Genomic DNA, 18649 nt, shown 5'->3' with positions numbered 1-18649 from the left:
GGCTTTACTATTGATCAAAACAATGCTAAAATCTTACAATTTATACTAATACCCTTTGATTAAAAATTCGGTTCTTCTGTTTAATGCTTTGCCTTCTTCTGTTAAATTGGTTGTAAAAGGTTCGTTTTCACCATACCCCTTTGCTTCTAATCTATCAGAAGAGATTCCGGCTTCGACCAAATATCTCTTCACCGACTGAGCTCTTTTTAGTGATAATGACATATTTAGAGATTCATCACCTACATTATCAGTATGCCCTCCAATTTCCATAATCATAGTTGGACTATCTTTCATCATTTTGACTATTCTATTAAGGTCTAACCTACTTTCTATAGTTAAATTAGACTTACCAGTATCGAAGAATATATTATTTAATCTGGCTTTGGCACCTACCTTTATCTCTTCCAATATAATATTCCTGTTTACCTCTTTATATTCGGATTGATCATCTAGTCTAAAATTTTGTGAATTAAAGAACCTTCCTTCTGCACTGGCCGTCATACTGTAGCTTCGTCCAGCAGGTAAGATTACAGTATATTTGCCTGTCTTAGGATTACTACGTGAACTCCCTACATAGTCACCCGTTAATAAATCCTGAATGACGATTTTAGCCTCGATAGGGTTTTGAGATTTGTCCCATACAGAACCTGTTACAATAGTTGTTGCTGTGGGTTTCATATCGGGCGGTAAACCAATTTGATAAATATCCTTTCCTCCTATTCCGCCTGGTTTTTCTGAGGCAAAAAATGCATAATCTCCCGATGCCGATGTGGTAAAATATAGGTCTTTATACGGAGTATTAATAACACTACCCATATTAACAGGCTCAGACCATTCTCCATCAATAAGTACTGTTTTAAACATATCTGTATCGCCATACCCCCCATGCCCCGAAGAGCTAAAATATAAGGTACGACCATCTGGTGCTAAAAACGGAGATTTTTCTTCACTAGCAGTATTTATAGTATTTCCAACATTTTTGGGGATACTCCACTCTCCTGATTCATTCTTATGACTTATATAAAGATCAGAATGCCCGTATCCTCCCGCTCGACCGGAAGAAAAAACCAGTTTTGATCCATCTGCAGAGATTGAAGGTTGTGCATCCCAACTCGAAGAGTTGATGACTGCCCCCATATTCTTAGGAATTTCCCAGGTTTCTCCATTTAATGATGAGGTATACAAATCACAACCTCCCATACCATCAGGAGCATTACATCTACCGAAGATCATAATTTGCCCATCACCAGTAAAAGTTGAGGCTCCCTCGTTTTTTATTGAGTTTAATGGTTCGGGAAGCAACTGTGCCTGCCCGATTCCTCCTTCGTATAAATTTACAACATATAGATCTTCTTTTCCCGGGTTACCAAATCTACTTCCTCGTTGACTGGTAAAATATAATTTGGTTGCCGAAGGATTGACCATAGGAAAATAATCATCATGTCTACTATTTAAAGATTTGATTAAAACATAGTTATCAGTACCAATTTTATAATCATATTTAGTGATTTTATCATCTTCATCAATATTTTCTCTATCATATCGATCAAAAAAAGTACGGCCGTTTTCATTATACACATTAATTCGGGTTAAATGTTTTGACCCAAAAACAGCAAAAAGCCCAAATTGCCATTTTCCAATATCTTTTCCTTTTTTTATTCGCCAAAAAAAGTCATTATGCCAATTCCCATTTGAAATAATCTGGTAATGTTTTAATGGAATTTTTTTTTCTAAAGTCCGTTGTTTTCCGTTGAGTAAGGTTTCTACTATTTTTAGATCAATGGTTAGTTCTCCATGTACTCCAAAGTTGATATGCCCACTACGAGTTGCTTTATAGACGCTTTTATCAGCGACAAAAAATTCATAGCTCTCTACGTTTTTCATGTTGACTCTAAAATGAAGTATCGAAAAACTATACGTTGTCTCTGCATATATCTGTGACTGTGCCAATTGACATACTACAATGACAATAATGGCAATATAATAACTTGTTTTTTTCATGTATTTATGTTTGTATTGTGATAGAGATCAGATCTGTTTCCCCGACAGGTAAATCTGATTTTGTAGTCATCATTTCGATTACATATTAATTATTGCTCTTCATACACTGCTTTAATCTCATCATTGGTTAAAGCTCTTGTATAGATACGCAGATCATCGAGTGCTCCTTCATAGTATTCAATTTGATCAGAACTCCCCGTATCTTTTGCTCCCATATAAGAGTTTTCAGACTTTTCAGTTATTTGTGCTCTTGTTATTTCCTCTCTTCCTGAAAGTTTATTATTGATAAAAATCTCGAAAACATCTGTAGCTTTATGTCGTATGGCTACGTGTACCCATGAATTTGCAGGAATCGTTGCTTTTACAATTTCCGTGATACTTATTGAAGCTACTGAATTACCTCTAAACATGACCCTGTATTCAATTTGATCATTTACTTTTCTAATATCGATGTATGATTTTGAGGAGAATAACCCCAAAATGGTAGATTCGGTATTGATATTTGCTGTATTCATCCAAAACGAAAATGTTAAGTCTCCTATATAATCCGGACCAGGTATAGGGTTCGAATAATTTACATAGCCTGATGTTCCATTAAAAGATAATGCGGCATTACTGTTTCCGTTTCGGTCATTTATATAGGTAACATTTCCTTGTGCAATACCCGGATCACCAGCATCAACCTCATTGGTAAGGTTAGCATCAAATTTATAATGTGCTATCAAATCTGATATAATATCTATAGCGGGCTTGACATGAATAAAGTTTTCTTTGGTTATCGAGTTTGTACTATCACTGTTACTTACCTCTAGTGTTACTGAGTATGTACCAGAAGTATCGTATTGTACTACCGGATTTTGTTCTGTAGAGGTTTCTGGAGTTCCGCCAGGGAAAGTCCATAACCATTGCCCTGCATTTGTAGATTGATCTGTGAATGCAACTGTATTTCCTTCAATGATTTCTGTAACATCAGAAGTAAAAGCCGCATTGGCAGGTTCAAAAACAGATATATAGTTATCTTTAACTTCGGTATCTGAATCCTGATCGTTTGAAACGGTTAAAGAAATTCGAAATACACCAGCCTGATTGAAAACTACTTTAGGGTTCTCGATAGTAGAAGTATTAGGAGTTCCTCCCTGAAAAGACCAGCTCCATTGATTCGGATTTCCCGATGACATATCAGAAAAAGTTACTTCAGAACCAACAGCTACATTTCGAATATTTGATTTAAAATCTGCATTTAAATTAGTTCCAGTATTTGTTTTGTCTACCTGAATAGTTTTCTGATCATCATCAGATCCTGCCGAATTAGAAACTTTTAGGGTTGCTTTAAAACTACCTTCGTTCGCATAAAGTACTTTTACTGTAGGTTTGTTTGAACTTAAAATATTTCCTCCCTCAAATATCCATTCGATTTTATCGACTTGACCTGTTGATGCGCTGGTAAATGTAACTTCTTCTCCTGGGTTTATATTTTCTGCACTTACTGTAATTTTTGACGTTGGAGGGTCTATATCCGGATCTGATTCATCTTCACTACATGCTCCTGCTACCACAAGTAGAAGTAAACATAATCCTGATGTATACAGTTTTTGATTTGTTTTTTTAAAGTAATTGTATTGAGTTGCTATAGTGTACTTGGTTCTCCTCAAAAACCAAAATAATAATTGGTTTATATGCGATATTGCTTTCATAGTTTTAATTTTTGATAATTATTTCTAAATCAATGTTTTATGTGAATTGCATCAAAAATAAAAGCTATACAAGACAATAGCTTGCGGAAATGCGCAACAGGAATATTTTTAAAAAAGGCTTATACCAGTTCTGATGTGAAAATACTCAAAAGGAAAGTCGAAAATTTTTGTTTTAGACGAATACTAAAAATCAATCATAACCATAGCTACGTTTTATTTTTAATATGAAGTATAAGGCAAAAAGAGTGATTTAATTGGCTAATTTTACATTAGAAAGATATTAAATCAGTCCTATATCTTTTACAATACTAATAAGGTGAGGAAGAGTGTCGGCTTCAAAGAGTATTTTAAGATCCTGCAATCGATATTCTATACTTCTTTTACTACCAGAAGGGATGTTGTTTGCTTTAAAATGTTCAGAAATCTGTTTTTGATTAAGTCCTTTGGCTAATAATCCAAGGATTAATTTATCAGATGTACTTACCTCTGATATGTTACTCGAGTTGCGAAGTAATGCTACAATATCCTCGGAGTAATACGAGGTACCTTGTAAGATTGATTGTATAGCCTTGCCCATGTCTTCTGCTTCTCGTCTTCCTTTTGAGATGTACCCATTAATCCCATATTCATCAATTAGTTTCTTAATGACTCCTACACGGTTTTCTATAGAAAAAACAATAATATCGAGGTTGGGTTGTATTTTTCTGACTTGCCGGATAAGGTCCTCGCCAGAATATAATTTTCTTAGTTTATGATCTTCTCTAAAGGATAGATCTGTAATCAAAAGATCAAACGGAACGTTTTTAAGTAAAGAAGATTTTAACTTAAGTAATGCATTATCGCAGTAATCAGCAGTTTCAATGTAGGGGATATCAAGTTCTGTTAAGGTACTTTGTAGTCCTCTACTTATACTTTGTTGGTCTTCTGCGATCAGTATTTTTTTAAACATCACTACGCTCTATTTTTGAAATACTATAGTGGCTCTAAATCCTTGTTCAGGGCTTGTTTCAAAAGTAAGCTTCCCTTTGATATTTTCTATGCGATTTTCCGCATTTACCAATCCATTTGTTTTTATAACGCCAATATTGCACCCTTTTCCATTATCTATATACTTAATCACCCTTTTCTTATCACTGTCCTTTACCATCAATGTTATCCTTTTACAATGGCTATGTTTTTTGGCATTGATAAAAAGTTCCTGCAAAACTCTGTATACTGCTATTTTTTTATAGTCCGGTATCGCAGTCCATTCAAATTCTGATACGTTAGTGATTACACTTACATCACTAGTATTGTATTGTTGTATCAGATTCATCAGTTCTCCTTCAAACTCATCAACATCTACAGTTGCTGTTTCTATCGAAATATCTCTTGCTCTCAGATATATATTTTGCAACTTGTTTCCCAACAGTTCTTTTGTAGAAACAATCGGGATATCTTCTGTTTTTTCTACAAAACTGGTTAAGTGAGAAATATCATTAGCCAATTCATCATGAATCCTTTTAGAAATTCTTTTTTCGGTCTCATAGACTTCTATTTCTTTTTCTTTTCTGTGTTTTCGGATTAAATAATGACCAAAAAAAACGATTGTGAGTAGCAATATAATTCCTGCTAACAGGTATACAATTTTTTGAGTTCTTTGGATAGAAACTTCCAGTTGTTGCTTTGTCATCATCACTTTCAGGTTTTCAATTTCTTCAAATCTTAACCGGCCATCGTATTGTATTTTGGCAAACTGTGTTTTTACCTGTAACTCCTGTTTCTTAAGGCTATCGCTTAATCTAATATACCTGTTTATACCAACGTCACTTGATTGTATTCTCATTAAAAACCGTAAAGCATCTAGTTCTCCTCTAGGGTTTTTGATCCTTTTAGCCGTTCGGATCGCTTTTTGAAACCAGGATGTAGCCTTGTTTTTATCCCTTTGCAAAAAAAACTCTCCCAGGTGGGTATAGCTCGCTATCAACCCTGATTGATCATTGTGTTTGATCCTGATATCAAGTGCTTCCAGAAATTTATCTTCTACATCTATCGTATCTTTACGCCATCTTACATATGCCAAATTATCAATTATTCGTGCTTTTTGGGTAGGATTACTTTGAATGAGAGAATCTTTAAGAATTAAACTTAATACTATAATTGCTTTTTCATACTCTTTATTATCTGCATATAACAAAGACAAATTATTTTTATAAACCAATTTATGTAAATCTGATTTCGTAATTTCAATAGCTTTTTTATAATATTTGATAGCATCTTCTCTATTTAAAAGTTTTTTATTATTGATAGCTAATACATTATATAGAGAAGCAAAATATTTAGTGTCTTTTTGTTTGTCTAAATATTGCAAGGCTTCAGTAGTTGTTTCCTTACTACCAAAATAATCACTACAATTTTGTTGAATATGAGCCATATTCAACAAACGCCTACCCACCTGGCTACTATCTGGGATACTTAAAAAATTGTTCTTTGATTTATTATAGTAATAAAAAGAACTATCTAATGAGTATTGGATGGCATGAAGATAATATGCTTTTAGATAATTAGCTTTTCCTGTATAATATAAGTCACCAGATTCCTTTGCTTTTGCCAATAATAAATCATTGTAATACGTAAGGCTATCATATTGTTTTTGCGAATAGTGAAGCACACTTTTTCGATATAGCACTTTAACATATAAGGTATCGTTTTGTTGTGCTACGACCTGTCGATAGGCTTTATCGATTGCCTGTTGTCTGTTACCTATCGTTTGTGCTTTATCTTTTGATACATCATAATAATAAACAATACTGTCTAAATACACATCGCCAAGATTAGGGCTTGTGGTGTGCTTATTATGACAGGAAAATAAAAAGGGGGTAAGGAAAAGGATAAAAGCCTTATAATTCACTTTTCTTTGATTTATCATTAAAGATATAAAAGAAAAGCTGCATATAAAATGCAGCCTTTCTTTTTTTTATAAATTTTAGTCTTCGTCATCAGGTTCTTCTATAACCTCACCTTGATCACCTTCTGTTGCATTGATATTTTCTAGTTTTTCAACCTCTGCCAAACTATCTTTTGTACAGGAAATAATCCCAAGGTTTAATACCATTAACATTGCAAATAAAAATTTAATTGAATTTCTCATCTTTTGAAACATTTAATTGTTAGAAAAAATGAGAGGCCTCTCATATGATTGATAACACTACGTTATCTTGTAACTACGAGAACAAAGTAAATGCAGAGATTGTATGTTGGGATTGTCAAAGCATGGACTTGTTGTGGACAATTTTTGGACACCAATAAATACAGTACTTAAGAGATGTCTAATTAATTTGTAATTTTACTTTATGAGTCAAGAAGTTATCAAAAAAATAGCATTATTAGTTTTTGAGAAAGCTAAAAAAGAACTTAGCAATCCTACAAAAAATGCTATTTGTAACCATATTTCAGATACTCTAGATCACACTCCCGAAATAGAAGGTACAATCGATAGCAAAACTATCAAACGGGTATATGAAAAATTTATAGAAGGAAAAGAAAGAGGAACCCCCTCAGAAATTACTCTTAAATATTTAATACAATATTTAGGATACAAAAACTATTCGGATTTTATAGATAAATCAACAGATTCATTAGAAAGAATAGATCTCGTAAAAGAAGAACCTAAAACATCAAAAAAGAAACTACTAAAAAAAATAGTGCTGGTAACTTTTACACTATTCATTTTGATAATCCTCTTTATTTTTTCTTTTTTTGGAAGAGTACACATAACTTCTGAACAAGATAAAGAAATTGTTGTTTTTGTAATAGACAAGAATAACCAAACTGAATTAGGAAGACTTACCAAACAGAATGGATATCAATTTAATACCTGGCTATCTATAGGAAAGACTGAGTTATACTATTATTCATTAGAAGAACAAGATGGAAAGGAATATCCTGGTGCAGAAATTATAGAAGTACTACCTTTTTGGAGGTCAATGGCTCCTGTTATCTTATCAAAAATCTGAATTAAACAATATGAAGCACCTATATCTTATACTTGGTATATTTCTAATTTCCGAAAACATATCGGCTCAAAACGAGCAACAAATCAAACTTCTGGCAACAGAGCTTCACACCGATTATTATATCGAAAAAACATATCCAAAAGATCTTTTTACAAATCATGTAGTTTCGGATAGCTTGTTCTCCATATTTCCCGACATAATTCGAAGTTTTGAATTTTCTCCAGACGACAATCTAAAGTTATATACTGCAACATGTGATCTAAGAGTAAAAAAAATAGAAAAAGAATATAAAAAAGGTAAGGAGTTTTCTAATTTTTGGAAAGAAAACCTGAAAGCATGTTACGGTAAGTATGTACAATCATCACCAGAAATCAGGTTTGCTTTTGAGCTTCAGAGTACTACAACTATCTATCATATCAATGAAGTTTCTGCCTATGTATATCATGCTAAAATCCCCTTAAGTACCGATCGTGATTATTTTAACCATAAAAAAGACGAAAGAGAAAAACTGATTATCGATATTACTAAAATTGGTCAGGAACAAATATTGCAATTAAACCAGGCGCATGCGGTAAAAGATGGCGGACTTGCATTAAATCTAAGGTTATTTTCTTCAGAACATTGGAACGGTAGTTTTGAAAGAGTTAAAGTATTATTACATATTAATTTTAAGTTCACCAACGGGCAAATAATCCAATCAGAGCCTTTTATGGTAGAAATGTAATATTGGCGGTTGTTTGCGGATTGCCGCAAGTCTTCTAAGAACTATATTTATAGATTGCCATTATAATATATACTTCACTACATTAACACAAATAAAAATGCGACTAAAGCTACTGTTTCTCTTTTTGCTTATTATTCAAATAAATAGTGCTTTTTCTCAAAAAAAAAGTACTATAATAATTCAAAAGTCTAATTACTTTAGCATTTCTGGGCCTCCTTTTGGTATTAACTTTAAACTAAGTGGGGATAAATCTAAAATAGCCTTTTTAACTGATGAAGACATTGAAATATGGGATATTTCTTCAAGAAGAATTTTATTCAAAAAGGAAATTGGAAATAATGCACATAGATTTGGCCTTAACTATTCTGGTGATATATTCTATGTTTTTAAAGAAAATACAAACAAAAAAAAGAGTCTCTGTGTGTTTTATGAAATTACACAAAGAGAACCTATCCTAACCGTAAAATTAGATATTATTGATATCATAAAATTTGATAAAAAAGGAGAAAAGTTCGGTATAATAAAAAATGGTAAAATAATTAATCAAACTATTGATTTCTATAAAAAAGAAAAGAACAAGTATAGCATAGACTATACTCTAAAAAAACCACATAAGAATTTATTTTCTTTTGTTTTTGATTTAGAGTTTACCAATGATGAAAAATATTTTGATTTATTTATTGCAGAAAATTGCACAAAAGATTCTCCTGTCATCTTTCAAAAGTGGCGTATCGAAAATTATAGTCTTATAAATTCAAAAAAGTCGAATGGATTTAATTATGGCTGTATTATGACAAATCTAATAAATAACTTTACTCTTATTAACGAATATAAACCATCTAGTAAAAATTTGAATGAAAAATTATTAGTCAATAATATCTCCTTAAGAGGTAAAAAACATGCTGAATTATTTGATTTTGAATCTGGCATCATAAGAAGTATTAGTAATTCTAATATTGGCTTTCTAAAAGTTGAAATAATAAATAAAAGATTAATCGCGACCATAAATGCTGATTATTCTATTTCTATTTGGGATATACAATCGGGGAATTTGATTAATAGAATGAAGCCAATTAAAATTTCAAAAAAGAAAAATAAATTAAAAACAACTCCTCCTTTAAAAATTTCAAATATCTCAGTAAACGAAGGTAAAAATGAAGTTTATTTTAGTATTAAAGGAAGAGGGCAAATTTGGGTATGGAACTATAAACATAATCAGCAAGAAATTTTTAGCACAAATATCCTACCTGTTACGTATCCCTTTTTTACATCAGATTCTACAATAATTTATAAAAAAGGAAATCATATTATTCAATATGATTTCAAAAAAATAAAAGTAATCGATAAAATAAAAGAAAGAAATGATGGAACAAGAAACTTTGATTTCAAATATGATCTTAATGCTGGGATCGGAGTTATCAAGGTTAGAGATCAACTAAAAATTTTAGGAATAAACCCATTAAAAATAATTGACTCTATACCCCTTAAAACTTTAAGGCCTTATCCCCTTTCGGATCCAATTTTTATAAGCAATAAACTTAAACATATTGCCATTATTGAAAATCCAGATTTGAGTATGCAAGAATCAGCAATTTTAAATAATGAAGGTAATCTGGATGTAAGTAAAATGAATAAACTTAGTATGATTCCTCCTTCCTCAAAAAAATTTAAAAATTTGTTTAAAAATAAATCTTTATCCAAAGTAAATCTATATCAAATCAATAATCAATCAATAACCAAGAACGGAGAGATTAAAATCCCTATGTATGCCATAAACGATATCAGTTTTTCAGAAGACAATCAAAAAATAGTAATTAATAGTTTTAATGTTAAGAATTTTAATACCGAAGTAGATATAAGGTGGTCAACTTATCTATATGATATTAATTCTAAGTCCTTGAAAGAAATTTTAAATAATGTAAATGGTAATTCTTCATTTAGTCGATTTTCTAAATTATTATGTTCTATAAACGAAATAGATAATCATTATATAATTGAAATAAGAAATTACAATGATTTAAAAGCTATTAATAAATTAAAAATAAACTCTTCACATTCAGTAAGTAAAGAAAAAATCAAACTATCCCGAAAATTAAAATTTTTAAACAAATCTCTGATTTTATTTTATGGAAAAGAAAAAAACCTTTTGGTCGATCTTAAATCAGGAAAACAAACTTTTCTTGATTTGAATTATGATCATTTTGATATAAGACAATCAGACTCACTAATTGTAAGTAGCAATACAGGGTTAGAATTTTTTTCTAAAAACTTTAAAAAAATATTTTCAAAGTATTTTCATAAAGACATGACCAGTAGTTTGATTATAGATAATGATCTTAACTACTTCAACAAAGGAAAAGGATACGAGTTGGTATCCTTATTTAAAAATAATAGAACATACGGTTTTGAGCAATTCGATCTAAAATACCATAGACCCGATTTGGTCATAGAATCTATAAAAGAAACCATAAGCGATAGCATCTATAGTACTAAAGAACTTTATGAATTAGCATATAAGAAAAGGGTACAACGAATTGGTAAAAAAGAAGAAGAATTGCAATCTGGTATCCACGCACCAGAGCTTACCATTACAAATAAGTCACTATTACCCAACAAAACAGATAACCAGGTAATCGATATTGATGTAAAGGCAATAGATCGTAAATATCTTTTAAAAAACCTTCAGGTTAGTGTTAATGGTATTTGGATTAGAGATCTGGGGTATGATTTAAAACAAAAATCATTTTCTGAAACTATCCCATTGGTTTTATCTAATGGAAAAAACAAAATCCTGATATCTGTAGTTAATGAACAGGGAACATCTTCTGACCAGGAGGAAATACATATAGAATATGTAGGACAACCCATCTCTTCTGATTTGTATATCGTTTCCTTAGGAGTTTCAGAATACCAGTACCTAAAAAACACTCCAAACTCTTCAAAAGATGCTCAAAAAATAGCAGAAGCTTTTAAACAAATTAATACAGCCACAATAAAATCATTAAGCTTAATCAATGAGCAGGTAACCCAAAATAATTTAAAGCAAATTTCTGAGTTTTTATCCCAAGCTAAAGAAAACGATGTGATCTTATTTTTTGTTTCTGGTCATGCAATTCAAGCAGAAAATGAATATTTCTTTTGTACAAGTACTTCAAAAATTGATAATATTACCACCACAGGTATTACTTATACTGATTTTGATGACCTTCTGGGAAATGCACGATCCAGAAACAGGCTACTCATATTAAACACATGTTATTCTGGTGAGGTTTTCGAAGCTAATACAATAAAAGAGATAAAAGCTGTTAATTTAATGAGAAAAGTTTTTGAGGACCTAAAATTAACCAATGGTACTACGGTTATTTCTGCTTCAGAAGGAACTAACAAATACTATGAAAGTAATACTAAAGGAAATGGAATAATAACGCTTGCTATTTTAGAGCTCATAAACTCCAGAAAGAAAGTTACAGTTCAGGAATTTTGTAAAGACATTATTCAATATTGTACAACAAAAAGTAATGAAGACCCTTTTGAAAGTAAATTCAACAAAAATATTCCATTAATCAGACATAATAATATCTATAATAACTTCAGGATGTGGTAATCACTGAGGAGTAAACATCAAGCTAAAATATCGTATATTTTGGTTAAGTCTGGCATAAAACTAGTTTGGTCTTAAAGAAATATACAGATTAATCTTTAATACTATTTTCTTATATGCTTACTACAGAAATTCTTTTCATCAGAATATTTAACTAATTTTGAAACCAATTCATTTCACAAATAAGAATGACAAAATTACGGCCTATTATGTTTGTAGGAACAGGATCAGATGTTGGAAAAAGCATTCTTGTTACTGGTATATGTAGACTCCTGAAACAAAAAGGGTATGCTCCTGCCCCATTTAAAGCACAAAATATGTCGCTTAATAGTTTTGTAACCCCCGATGGATTAGAAATTGGGAGAGCACAAGCTGTACAAGCCGAAGCATGCAAAATTGATTGTGCTACAGATATGAATCCTATTTTATTAAAACCTTCTGGAGCTAATAAATCCCAGATCGTTTTACATGGCAAACCTATTGGTGATCAAACCATTAAAGAGTACTTTTTAGGAAATAATAAGCAACAACTTTTTGAAGAAGCTAAAACTGCATTTTTTCGACTTCAGGAAAAATATAATCCTGTCGTTTTAGAAGGAGCAGGAAGCATCAGCGAGCTTAACCTAAAGCACCGAGATATTGTAAACATGCGTATGGCGCAAGCAGCTGGTGCAGATGTATATCTTATTGCCGATATTGATAAAGGAGGTGTTTTTGCAAGTGTATATGGTTCAATAGCACTTCTCGAACCCTGGGAAAAGAAACTTTTGAAAGGAGTGATTATCAATAAATTTAGAGGAGATATTTCTTTATTTGAAGATGGAAAAAAGATGTTAGAAAAACTAACCGGAATTCCCGTCTTAGGGATTGTACCTTATGCCAGTGACATCTATATTGAAGAAGAAGACTCTGTAGCCTTACAGAAAAAAGAGAAAACCGTAGTGAGCGGATTAGTGAATATCGCAGTAGTTCTACTACCCTATATTTCTAATTATACCGATTTTAATGTATTAGAAAAGGATGCAAGAACACATCTCTTTTATTCTAATGATCCCAAAAGTATATCTGAAGCCGATATTATTATACTTCCGGGGAGTAAAAACACTATCCAGGATCTTATATTTCTTAGAGAAAAAGGCATTGCTAAAGTGATATTAGATGCGCACAAATCACAAAAAAACATTATCGGTATTTGTGGTGGATATCAGATGCTAGGAAAAGTGGTTGAAGATCCTCTGGGAGTCGAAAGTGATATTAAAACGATTCCCGGATTAGGTATTTTACCTATAACCACGCAGTTGACTTCAGAAAAGACAACTATACAATGTAATTTTAAGTTTAAAGAGTATCCTGAAACCATTTCGGGATACGAAATCCATATGGGGGAAACTACGGTTGAAAATCATCAACCTCTAAATTATATCGATGGTCAACCTGAAGGATATATACTCGAAAATTGCTGGGGAACCTATATTCATGGAATTTTGGATCACTCTACTGTAATTGAAGATGTGTTACAAAATTTCACCAATACCAAAACATCTTTTGATTATAAAGCCTATAAAGAAGAAAATTATGATAAGTTAGCTGCTTTATTAGAAAAAAGTATTGATATCGATTCTATTATTTCTGAAATGCACATTATATCATGATATACGGACACGGTGATGACGGCTATCGTTACGCAATACCATTTAAAGCAAATTTTAGTTCTAATATTTGGCATAAGGGAACTTCAGAGCTGTTACTTTCATATCTTAGAGAGCAGCTACCTCTTATTGCTAATTACCCAACGCCTAGTGCAGATGTACTAACACAACAAGTAGCAGAGCACCATAGATTAAATTCATCACAAGTAGTAATAACTAATGGAGCTACAGAAGCTTTTTATAATATAACCCCTCTCTTTTCTGGTAAAAAAGCCGCCATAGGCATTCCTACCTTTTCTGAGTATGAAGATGCTTGTTTAAGAAGTGATATGAAAATCAGGTACTTTGATCGTTCTGAAGTACTACATACCTCTTTTGAAGAAGATCTTGTATTTCTTTGCAACCCTAACAATCCCAATGGTCATAGCAATACGGTTCTAGAAATAGAGAAATTAATAGCTGATTTCCCTAATACTACATTTGTTATCGATGAAGCCTATATCGAGTTTACCCATGAGATCAAACCTTGTGTCGAGCTTCTCGAAAAATATACCAATCTCATCATCGTAAAATCGTTAACCAAATTATTCTCGATACCAGGATTACGGTTAGGATACATGCTGTGTAGTACAGCAATAGGAGAAAAACTGCAGCATGCTAAAATACCGTGGAGTGTTAATACCATGGCAATTGAAGCAGGAAAATACATATTTAAAAACTATAAGACTTTATACCCAGATATGGCAACACTTCTAGGATATAGTAGTCAATTACAACAACAAATTGATACATTAGATGGATTTACTGTTACCCCATCAAATACTAATTATTTTATAGTAAAACTAGAAACACCCAGTGCTCCTCTTCTCAAAGATTATTTAGCACACACTCATCAATTGTTAATCAGAGATGCTTCAAACTTTAAGGGTTTAGGTAGTCATTACATTCGTATCGCTAGTCAGAATCCCGAAAAAAATGAGCTATTAATTAATGCTTTACAGCAATGGAGTACACTACAGTAATTATTCCTTTAGTGATTGGGTATATTCTTGATTTGATATTGGGAGATCCCAGATGGCTTCCTCATCCCATACGATTATTCGGGAATGCAATACAGTATGGAGAGGAACAATTAAACATTCCACCCTTTGCATTTCAAAAAGGTAGGATACTTACTATGATCTTGCTAGTAATCACTATATTGTTTTTTTATGTTCTACACTTATTAACTACTCCATATCCAATAGTATACTATACATTTACTTCCATATTTGTATTCTACGCCTTGGCCAATAAGAGTTTAATCGATGAAGGTAAAGCTGTTTTTACAGCTTTACAAAAAGGAATAGAGCAAGGTAGAAAACGACTGTCATGGATTGTGGGGCGGGAAACAGACCAATTAAATCCACAACAAATAAAAATGGCAGTGTTCGAAACATTATCCGAAAATCTGAGTGATGGAGTAATCGCCCCGCTTTTTTATTACGCTCTGTTTGGCGTTACTGGAGCAATGAGTTATAAAATGATTAACACATTAGACTCAATGATTGGGTATAAAAATGAAAGGTATATACATTTTGGCAAGTTTGCTGCAAAACTAGACGATGTGGTTAATTATATCCCGGCTAGACTTACGGCATTTCTAATGTTACTGGTAACTGGCAAACTTCATAAAATCTCTTTTGTAGTACAATATGGTAAACAACACTCCAGCCCTAATTCCGGATATCCCGAAGCTGCACTGGCTGCGATTCTAGATTGCAAATTTGGCGGACCTAATTACTATCACGGAAAACTGGTTGATAAACCATTTATAGGAACGAATGATCGAATCCTGAAGGATCAGGAAATAAAAACAGTAGCAAGGATCAATCAAAAAGTAACCTTTACATTTGTTCTTTTAATTTGTATGGTTTACTATTTCCTTTATTTAAACACATAACAAGACAATAATTTTTCGATTTATTAGAAAAAGATCTAAAATCTAATTAGTGAAACGGTCTAAATTCTAACATCTAAAAAAAATATGCCCAAAAGATATATCATTACCGGAGCACCGGGAACCGGAAAAACAAGTTTAATCCAGGCTTTACAAGCTAATGGATACTTGTGTTTTTCCGAAATTTCGAGAAAAATAATACTTGAACAACAACAGATAAAAAGTAATAAAACTCCGTGGGGAGATCTTCCTGGCTTTGCTAATTTGGTGTATCTTCAAACTCTCGAAGAGTTACAATTACCACTTCAAGAAAATTCTTATGTAGATCGGGGATTACCTGATATCATAGCTTATCTAAAAGCAAAATCTCATTCTATTCCAGAATATCTGTTGGACTTTCCTTTCAAGACGCATTATGCATCTACTGTATTTTTAATGCCTCTCTGGGAAGAAATTTATATCAACGATCCTCAACGTCCTCAATCATTCGTAGAAGCCCAATGTATTCATAAGCATCTTATAGAAGTCTACCAAAACTTCAATTTTACAATAGAAGTAGTCCCTAAAACAACTTTAACAAAACGTGTAGATCTTGTACAATCTCTTATTTTACAACGATAAAATCCTAAATTACCTATAACCGATATAACTCTTATTTTATCTTATAGCTGTATTAAATGCTTTTTTACCGCCTACAACAGGAATCACAATAGAAGTTTCACTAAGATCAATTGTTAATTCGGTTCCTGATTGGGGTAATAACGTAAATTGATTATCACTGGAAAAAATCATCAACCCTATTTGTTGTCCTTTTTTAATAATTTGGTCATCTGGCTGTAAATCAAAACTTATCGTATAAAATTTCCCAGGTTTGAGTGGTTCACTTTTTGTTAAAGATGCATGATTTTGCGGATCTGCCCAACCACGGGTTATGATATTGTCTGTAATTTGTACAGTTCTCTTTTTTAGAGATTTAGAAACTTCTTCATTCCATGGTAACGATACTAGCCAAACCGAAAGGTTAGCAGCAGGTTTGCTGCTAGCAAGCTTAATGGTAACTTTTGGAACTCCGGATATGTGTATATCATCAGTGAATTTTGGTGTAACATAGAGCAAGCGGTGAGTTGAGCTTTTTAATTTTGCCAAAGAATCTCCAGAAAAAGTATAATCATCAATTAATGTCTCAGTGTTCTTATCTACTACCTTTTTATTACTTAATTCTCCTATTTTCGTACCCCCAGAATTGGGATACAGTATCACATCTGTTGCATCTGGGTTTGGGTAATCTACATAGGGGACTGGTTCACCATATGGCTTGTTCTCACGTACAATCCATGATTTTGGATCTTTTTCTACTCCATTTTCAATTCCATGCAAATATTTTGTAAACCACCTGTTCATTATTTTCATTGGCGGAGGACCACCATGACTACCTTGGTGATAATAAATCTGAGCAGGAATACCCATTTCTTTAGCTCTCTTATATATTCTATAGCTATGCTCAGGCATTACATTCCAATCATTAAAACCATGTGACATTAATAAGGCAGCTTTCATGGGTTTCATATCGTTAAGGTAATCACGTCCCGCCCAAAAATCATTATAATCTCCCGTAATTCTATCCATACCGTTTTTCATTTCTGTATCCCGTACTGTTTTATTATTATAAGCACGTTTAGACTCGTCTCCACTATGAATAAAATCATACAATACATCTATATCTTCACCTAGGTACCCTCCAGGAGAACGTACCAAACCATTAGATCTATAATAATGATAATACGATGTGTTTGGTGCAATAGGAATAATTGCTTCTAACCCTTCTACTCCTGTAGTTGCTGCTGCCAACGGAATGGTTCCGTTATACGAAGTTCCTGTCATCCCTACTTTTCCTGTAGACCAAAATGCACTAATCTTTTCATTTCCTGTTGGACTTGTATATCCATCGATACGGCCACATAGCCAATCAATAACTGCTTTTGGCGCCAAAGACTCGTTATCTCCACCAACCGTTGGAGCACCTTGAGATAAGCCTGTTCCTGGTGAAGAAGAATGAACAACAATATACCCTCTTGGTACCCACTTTTTTATGTGAGAATTAGAAATAATTGGTCTTTTTCCTGTACGTGTTACTTCTACCTGTACTCTTGGTTTTGGTTGCTCTCCTATTTCATGTTTTACATTCCAGAATAAACCTTCTACATCAGGGGCAACTCCTGCAAAATATGGACTAGATACATAAATGACTGGTAATTTTAAACCTTCAGTTTCTGTTTGATAAGGTCGTGTAACAGAAACATGCATTCTATCTAACTTTTTATCTCCATCAGTATCAAATTCTGTCTCTACCCATAGATCGTGCCTGATCCATTGATCAGGCGTATTAAAAGCTTCAACAATCTGGGCCTCTCCATCTTTAAAAACAGGTTCAGTTTTTTGTTGCGCATTTAATGTAATTATAAAAAAGAATGTGAATACTAATTGTAATTTATAATTTTTTCTCATTACCTATTTGATTATTTATTCAATAAAATCATTTTTATTTTTAAAATGAGGGTGGGCTTATATCCCAAAAAAATGAAGATCATACTCCGTATAGAGTAAAGGCATAATGGTATTCAAGTTTATTGTATATGTATTTACTTCCTATATTAGCATATTGATCGAAGCCGCAATTTCGCAATAAAATTAATACCCAAAACAACTTTAACAAAACGTGTAGATTTTATTAGATCTGTTATTTAAACAAAAAAAGTATCTTCGCTGCTGATTTACGGTTCTTTTGGAAACAAAAGATGAAAAGGGAATTTGGTGAAAATCCAAAACTGTTCCCGCAACTGTAATACATATCTAAAATTATGATCTATATGCCACTGTAGTACAACTATGGGAAGGTGATCATAATTGTGTAAAGTCAGGAGACCTGCCATAAATCAAAATATAATATTAACTCTCGGGTAAAGAGTTAGATATAACTACGGGTCTTACTTTCTATTTAAAAAGACTCTTTTTATCTCTATAACTTTTCCCACATAACTTAGATTTT

The 18649-nt window shown here is 32.4% G+C and carries 13 protein-coding genes and 1 riboswitch; of the genes, 7 read left to right on the top strand and 6 right to left on the bottom strand.

The window, feature by feature from the left end; genetic code table 11:
• Positions 1-45 precede the first annotated feature (45 nt).
• The 5 genes from DK441_RS08215 to DK441_RS26490 all read right to left on the bottom strand — a co-directional run bounded on the left by DK441_RS08215 (position 46) and on the right by DK441_RS26490 (position 6825).
• Positions 46-2001 carry an OmpA family protein gene (locus tag DK441_RS08215; protein WP_109098288.1) on the bottom strand — a complete coding sequence of 652 codons (1956 nt, stop codon included), beginning with the start codon at positions 1999-2001 and terminating at the stop codon, positions 46-48.
• 89 nt (positions 2002-2090) lie between these two features.
• The gene (locus DK441_RS08210; protein ID WP_109098287.1) at positions 2091-3695 is read right to left on the bottom strand and encodes a PKD domain-containing protein; all 1605 of its coding nucleotides are present in this window, start codon (positions 3693-3695) and stop codon (positions 2091-2093) included.
• A gap of 280 nt (positions 3696-3975) precedes the next feature.
• On the bottom strand, positions 3976-4644 hold the full coding sequence (locus DK441_RS08205; RefSeq protein WP_109098286.1) for a response regulator: 669 nt from the start codon (positions 4642-4644) through the stop codon (positions 3976-3978).
• A gap of 9 nt (positions 4645-4653) precedes the next feature.
• The gene (locus DK441_RS08200; RefSeq protein ID WP_109098285.1) at positions 4654-6603 is read right to left on the bottom strand and encodes a hypothetical protein; all 1950 of its coding nucleotides are present in this window, start codon (positions 6601-6603) and stop codon (positions 4654-4656) included.
• A 57-nt stretch (positions 6604-6660) separates the two neighbouring features.
• Positions 6661-6825, bottom strand: coding sequence for a hypothetical protein (locus DK441_RS26490; RefSeq protein WP_159099322.1), 165 nt, complete (start codon positions 6823-6825; stop codon positions 6661-6663).
• Between the two features lie 202 nt (positions 6826-7027).
• On the opposite strand from DK441_RS26490, the gene DK441_RS08195 reads away from it, so the two are divergent.
• The 7 genes from DK441_RS08195 (at position 7028) to DK441_RS08165 (ending at position 16224) form a co-directional block, all read left to right on the top strand.
• Positions 7028-7690 carry a hypothetical protein gene (locus DK441_RS08195; protein WP_109098284.1) on the top strand — a complete coding sequence of 221 codons (663 nt, stop codon included), beginning with the start codon at positions 7028-7030 and terminating at the stop codon, positions 7688-7690.
• 10 nt (positions 7691-7700) lie between these two features.
• Complete coding sequence (locus DK441_RS08190) at positions 7701-8414, top strand: hypothetical protein (protein WP_109098283.1); 714 nt, start codon at positions 7701-7703, stop codon at positions 8412-8414.
• 97 nt (positions 8415-8511) lie between these two features.
• Entirely contained in the window at positions 8512-12018 is a 3507-nt protein-coding gene (locus DK441_RS08185; RefSeq protein WP_109098282.1) for a caspase family protein, read from the top strand.
• 185 nt (positions 12019-12203) lie between these two features.
• Positions 12204-13667 (top strand): cobyric acid synthase, encoded by a 1464-nt coding sequence (locus DK441_RS08180; RefSeq protein ID WP_109098281.1) that lies wholly within the window; start codon positions 12204-12206, stop codon positions 13665-13667.
• Positions 13664-14686, top strand: a complete 1023-nt coding sequence (locus DK441_RS08175; protein WP_109098280.1) for a histidinol-phosphate transaminase — start codon at positions 13664-13666, stop codon at positions 14684-14686. The genes DK441_RS08180 and DK441_RS08175 overlap by 4 nt, the downstream gene beginning before the upstream one ends.
• Entirely contained in the window at positions 14668-15606 is a 939-nt protein-coding gene (gene cbiB, locus DK441_RS08170; RefSeq protein WP_109098279.1) for an adenosylcobinamide-phosphate synthase CbiB, read from the top strand. The genes DK441_RS08175 and cbiB overlap by 19 nt, the downstream gene beginning before the upstream one ends.
• Before the next feature lie 84 nt (positions 15607-15690).
• A complete protein-coding gene (locus tag DK441_RS08165) occupies positions 15691-16224 on the top strand; it encodes an AAA family ATPase (RefSeq protein ID WP_109098278.1) in 534 nt (177 codons plus the stop codon).
• 36 nt (positions 16225-16260) lie between these two features.
• Here the strand turns inward: DK441_RS08165 and DK441_RS08160 are convergent, their stop codons facing one another.
• The gene (locus DK441_RS08160) at positions 16261-18108 is read right to left on the bottom strand and encodes a Xaa-Pro dipeptidyl-peptidase (protein WP_109098277.1); all 1848 of its coding nucleotides are present in this window, start codon (positions 18106-18108) and stop codon (positions 16261-16263) included.
• A 252-nt stretch (positions 18109-18360) separates the two neighbouring features.
• Positions 18361-18549: riboswitch (cobalamin riboswitch) on the top strand.
• Positions 18550-18649: the final 100 nt, after the last annotated feature.

Origin of the sequence: Aquimarina sp. AU58 (assembly GCF_900312745.1) — a bacterium.
Classification (GTDB): domain Bacteria; phylum Bacteroidota; class Bacteroidia; order Flavobacteriales; family Flavobacteriaceae; genus Aquimarina; species Aquimarina spinulae.
Note: the sequence above shows the minus strand (reverse complement) of the source record. Positions and strands in the feature narration are given on the sequence as shown.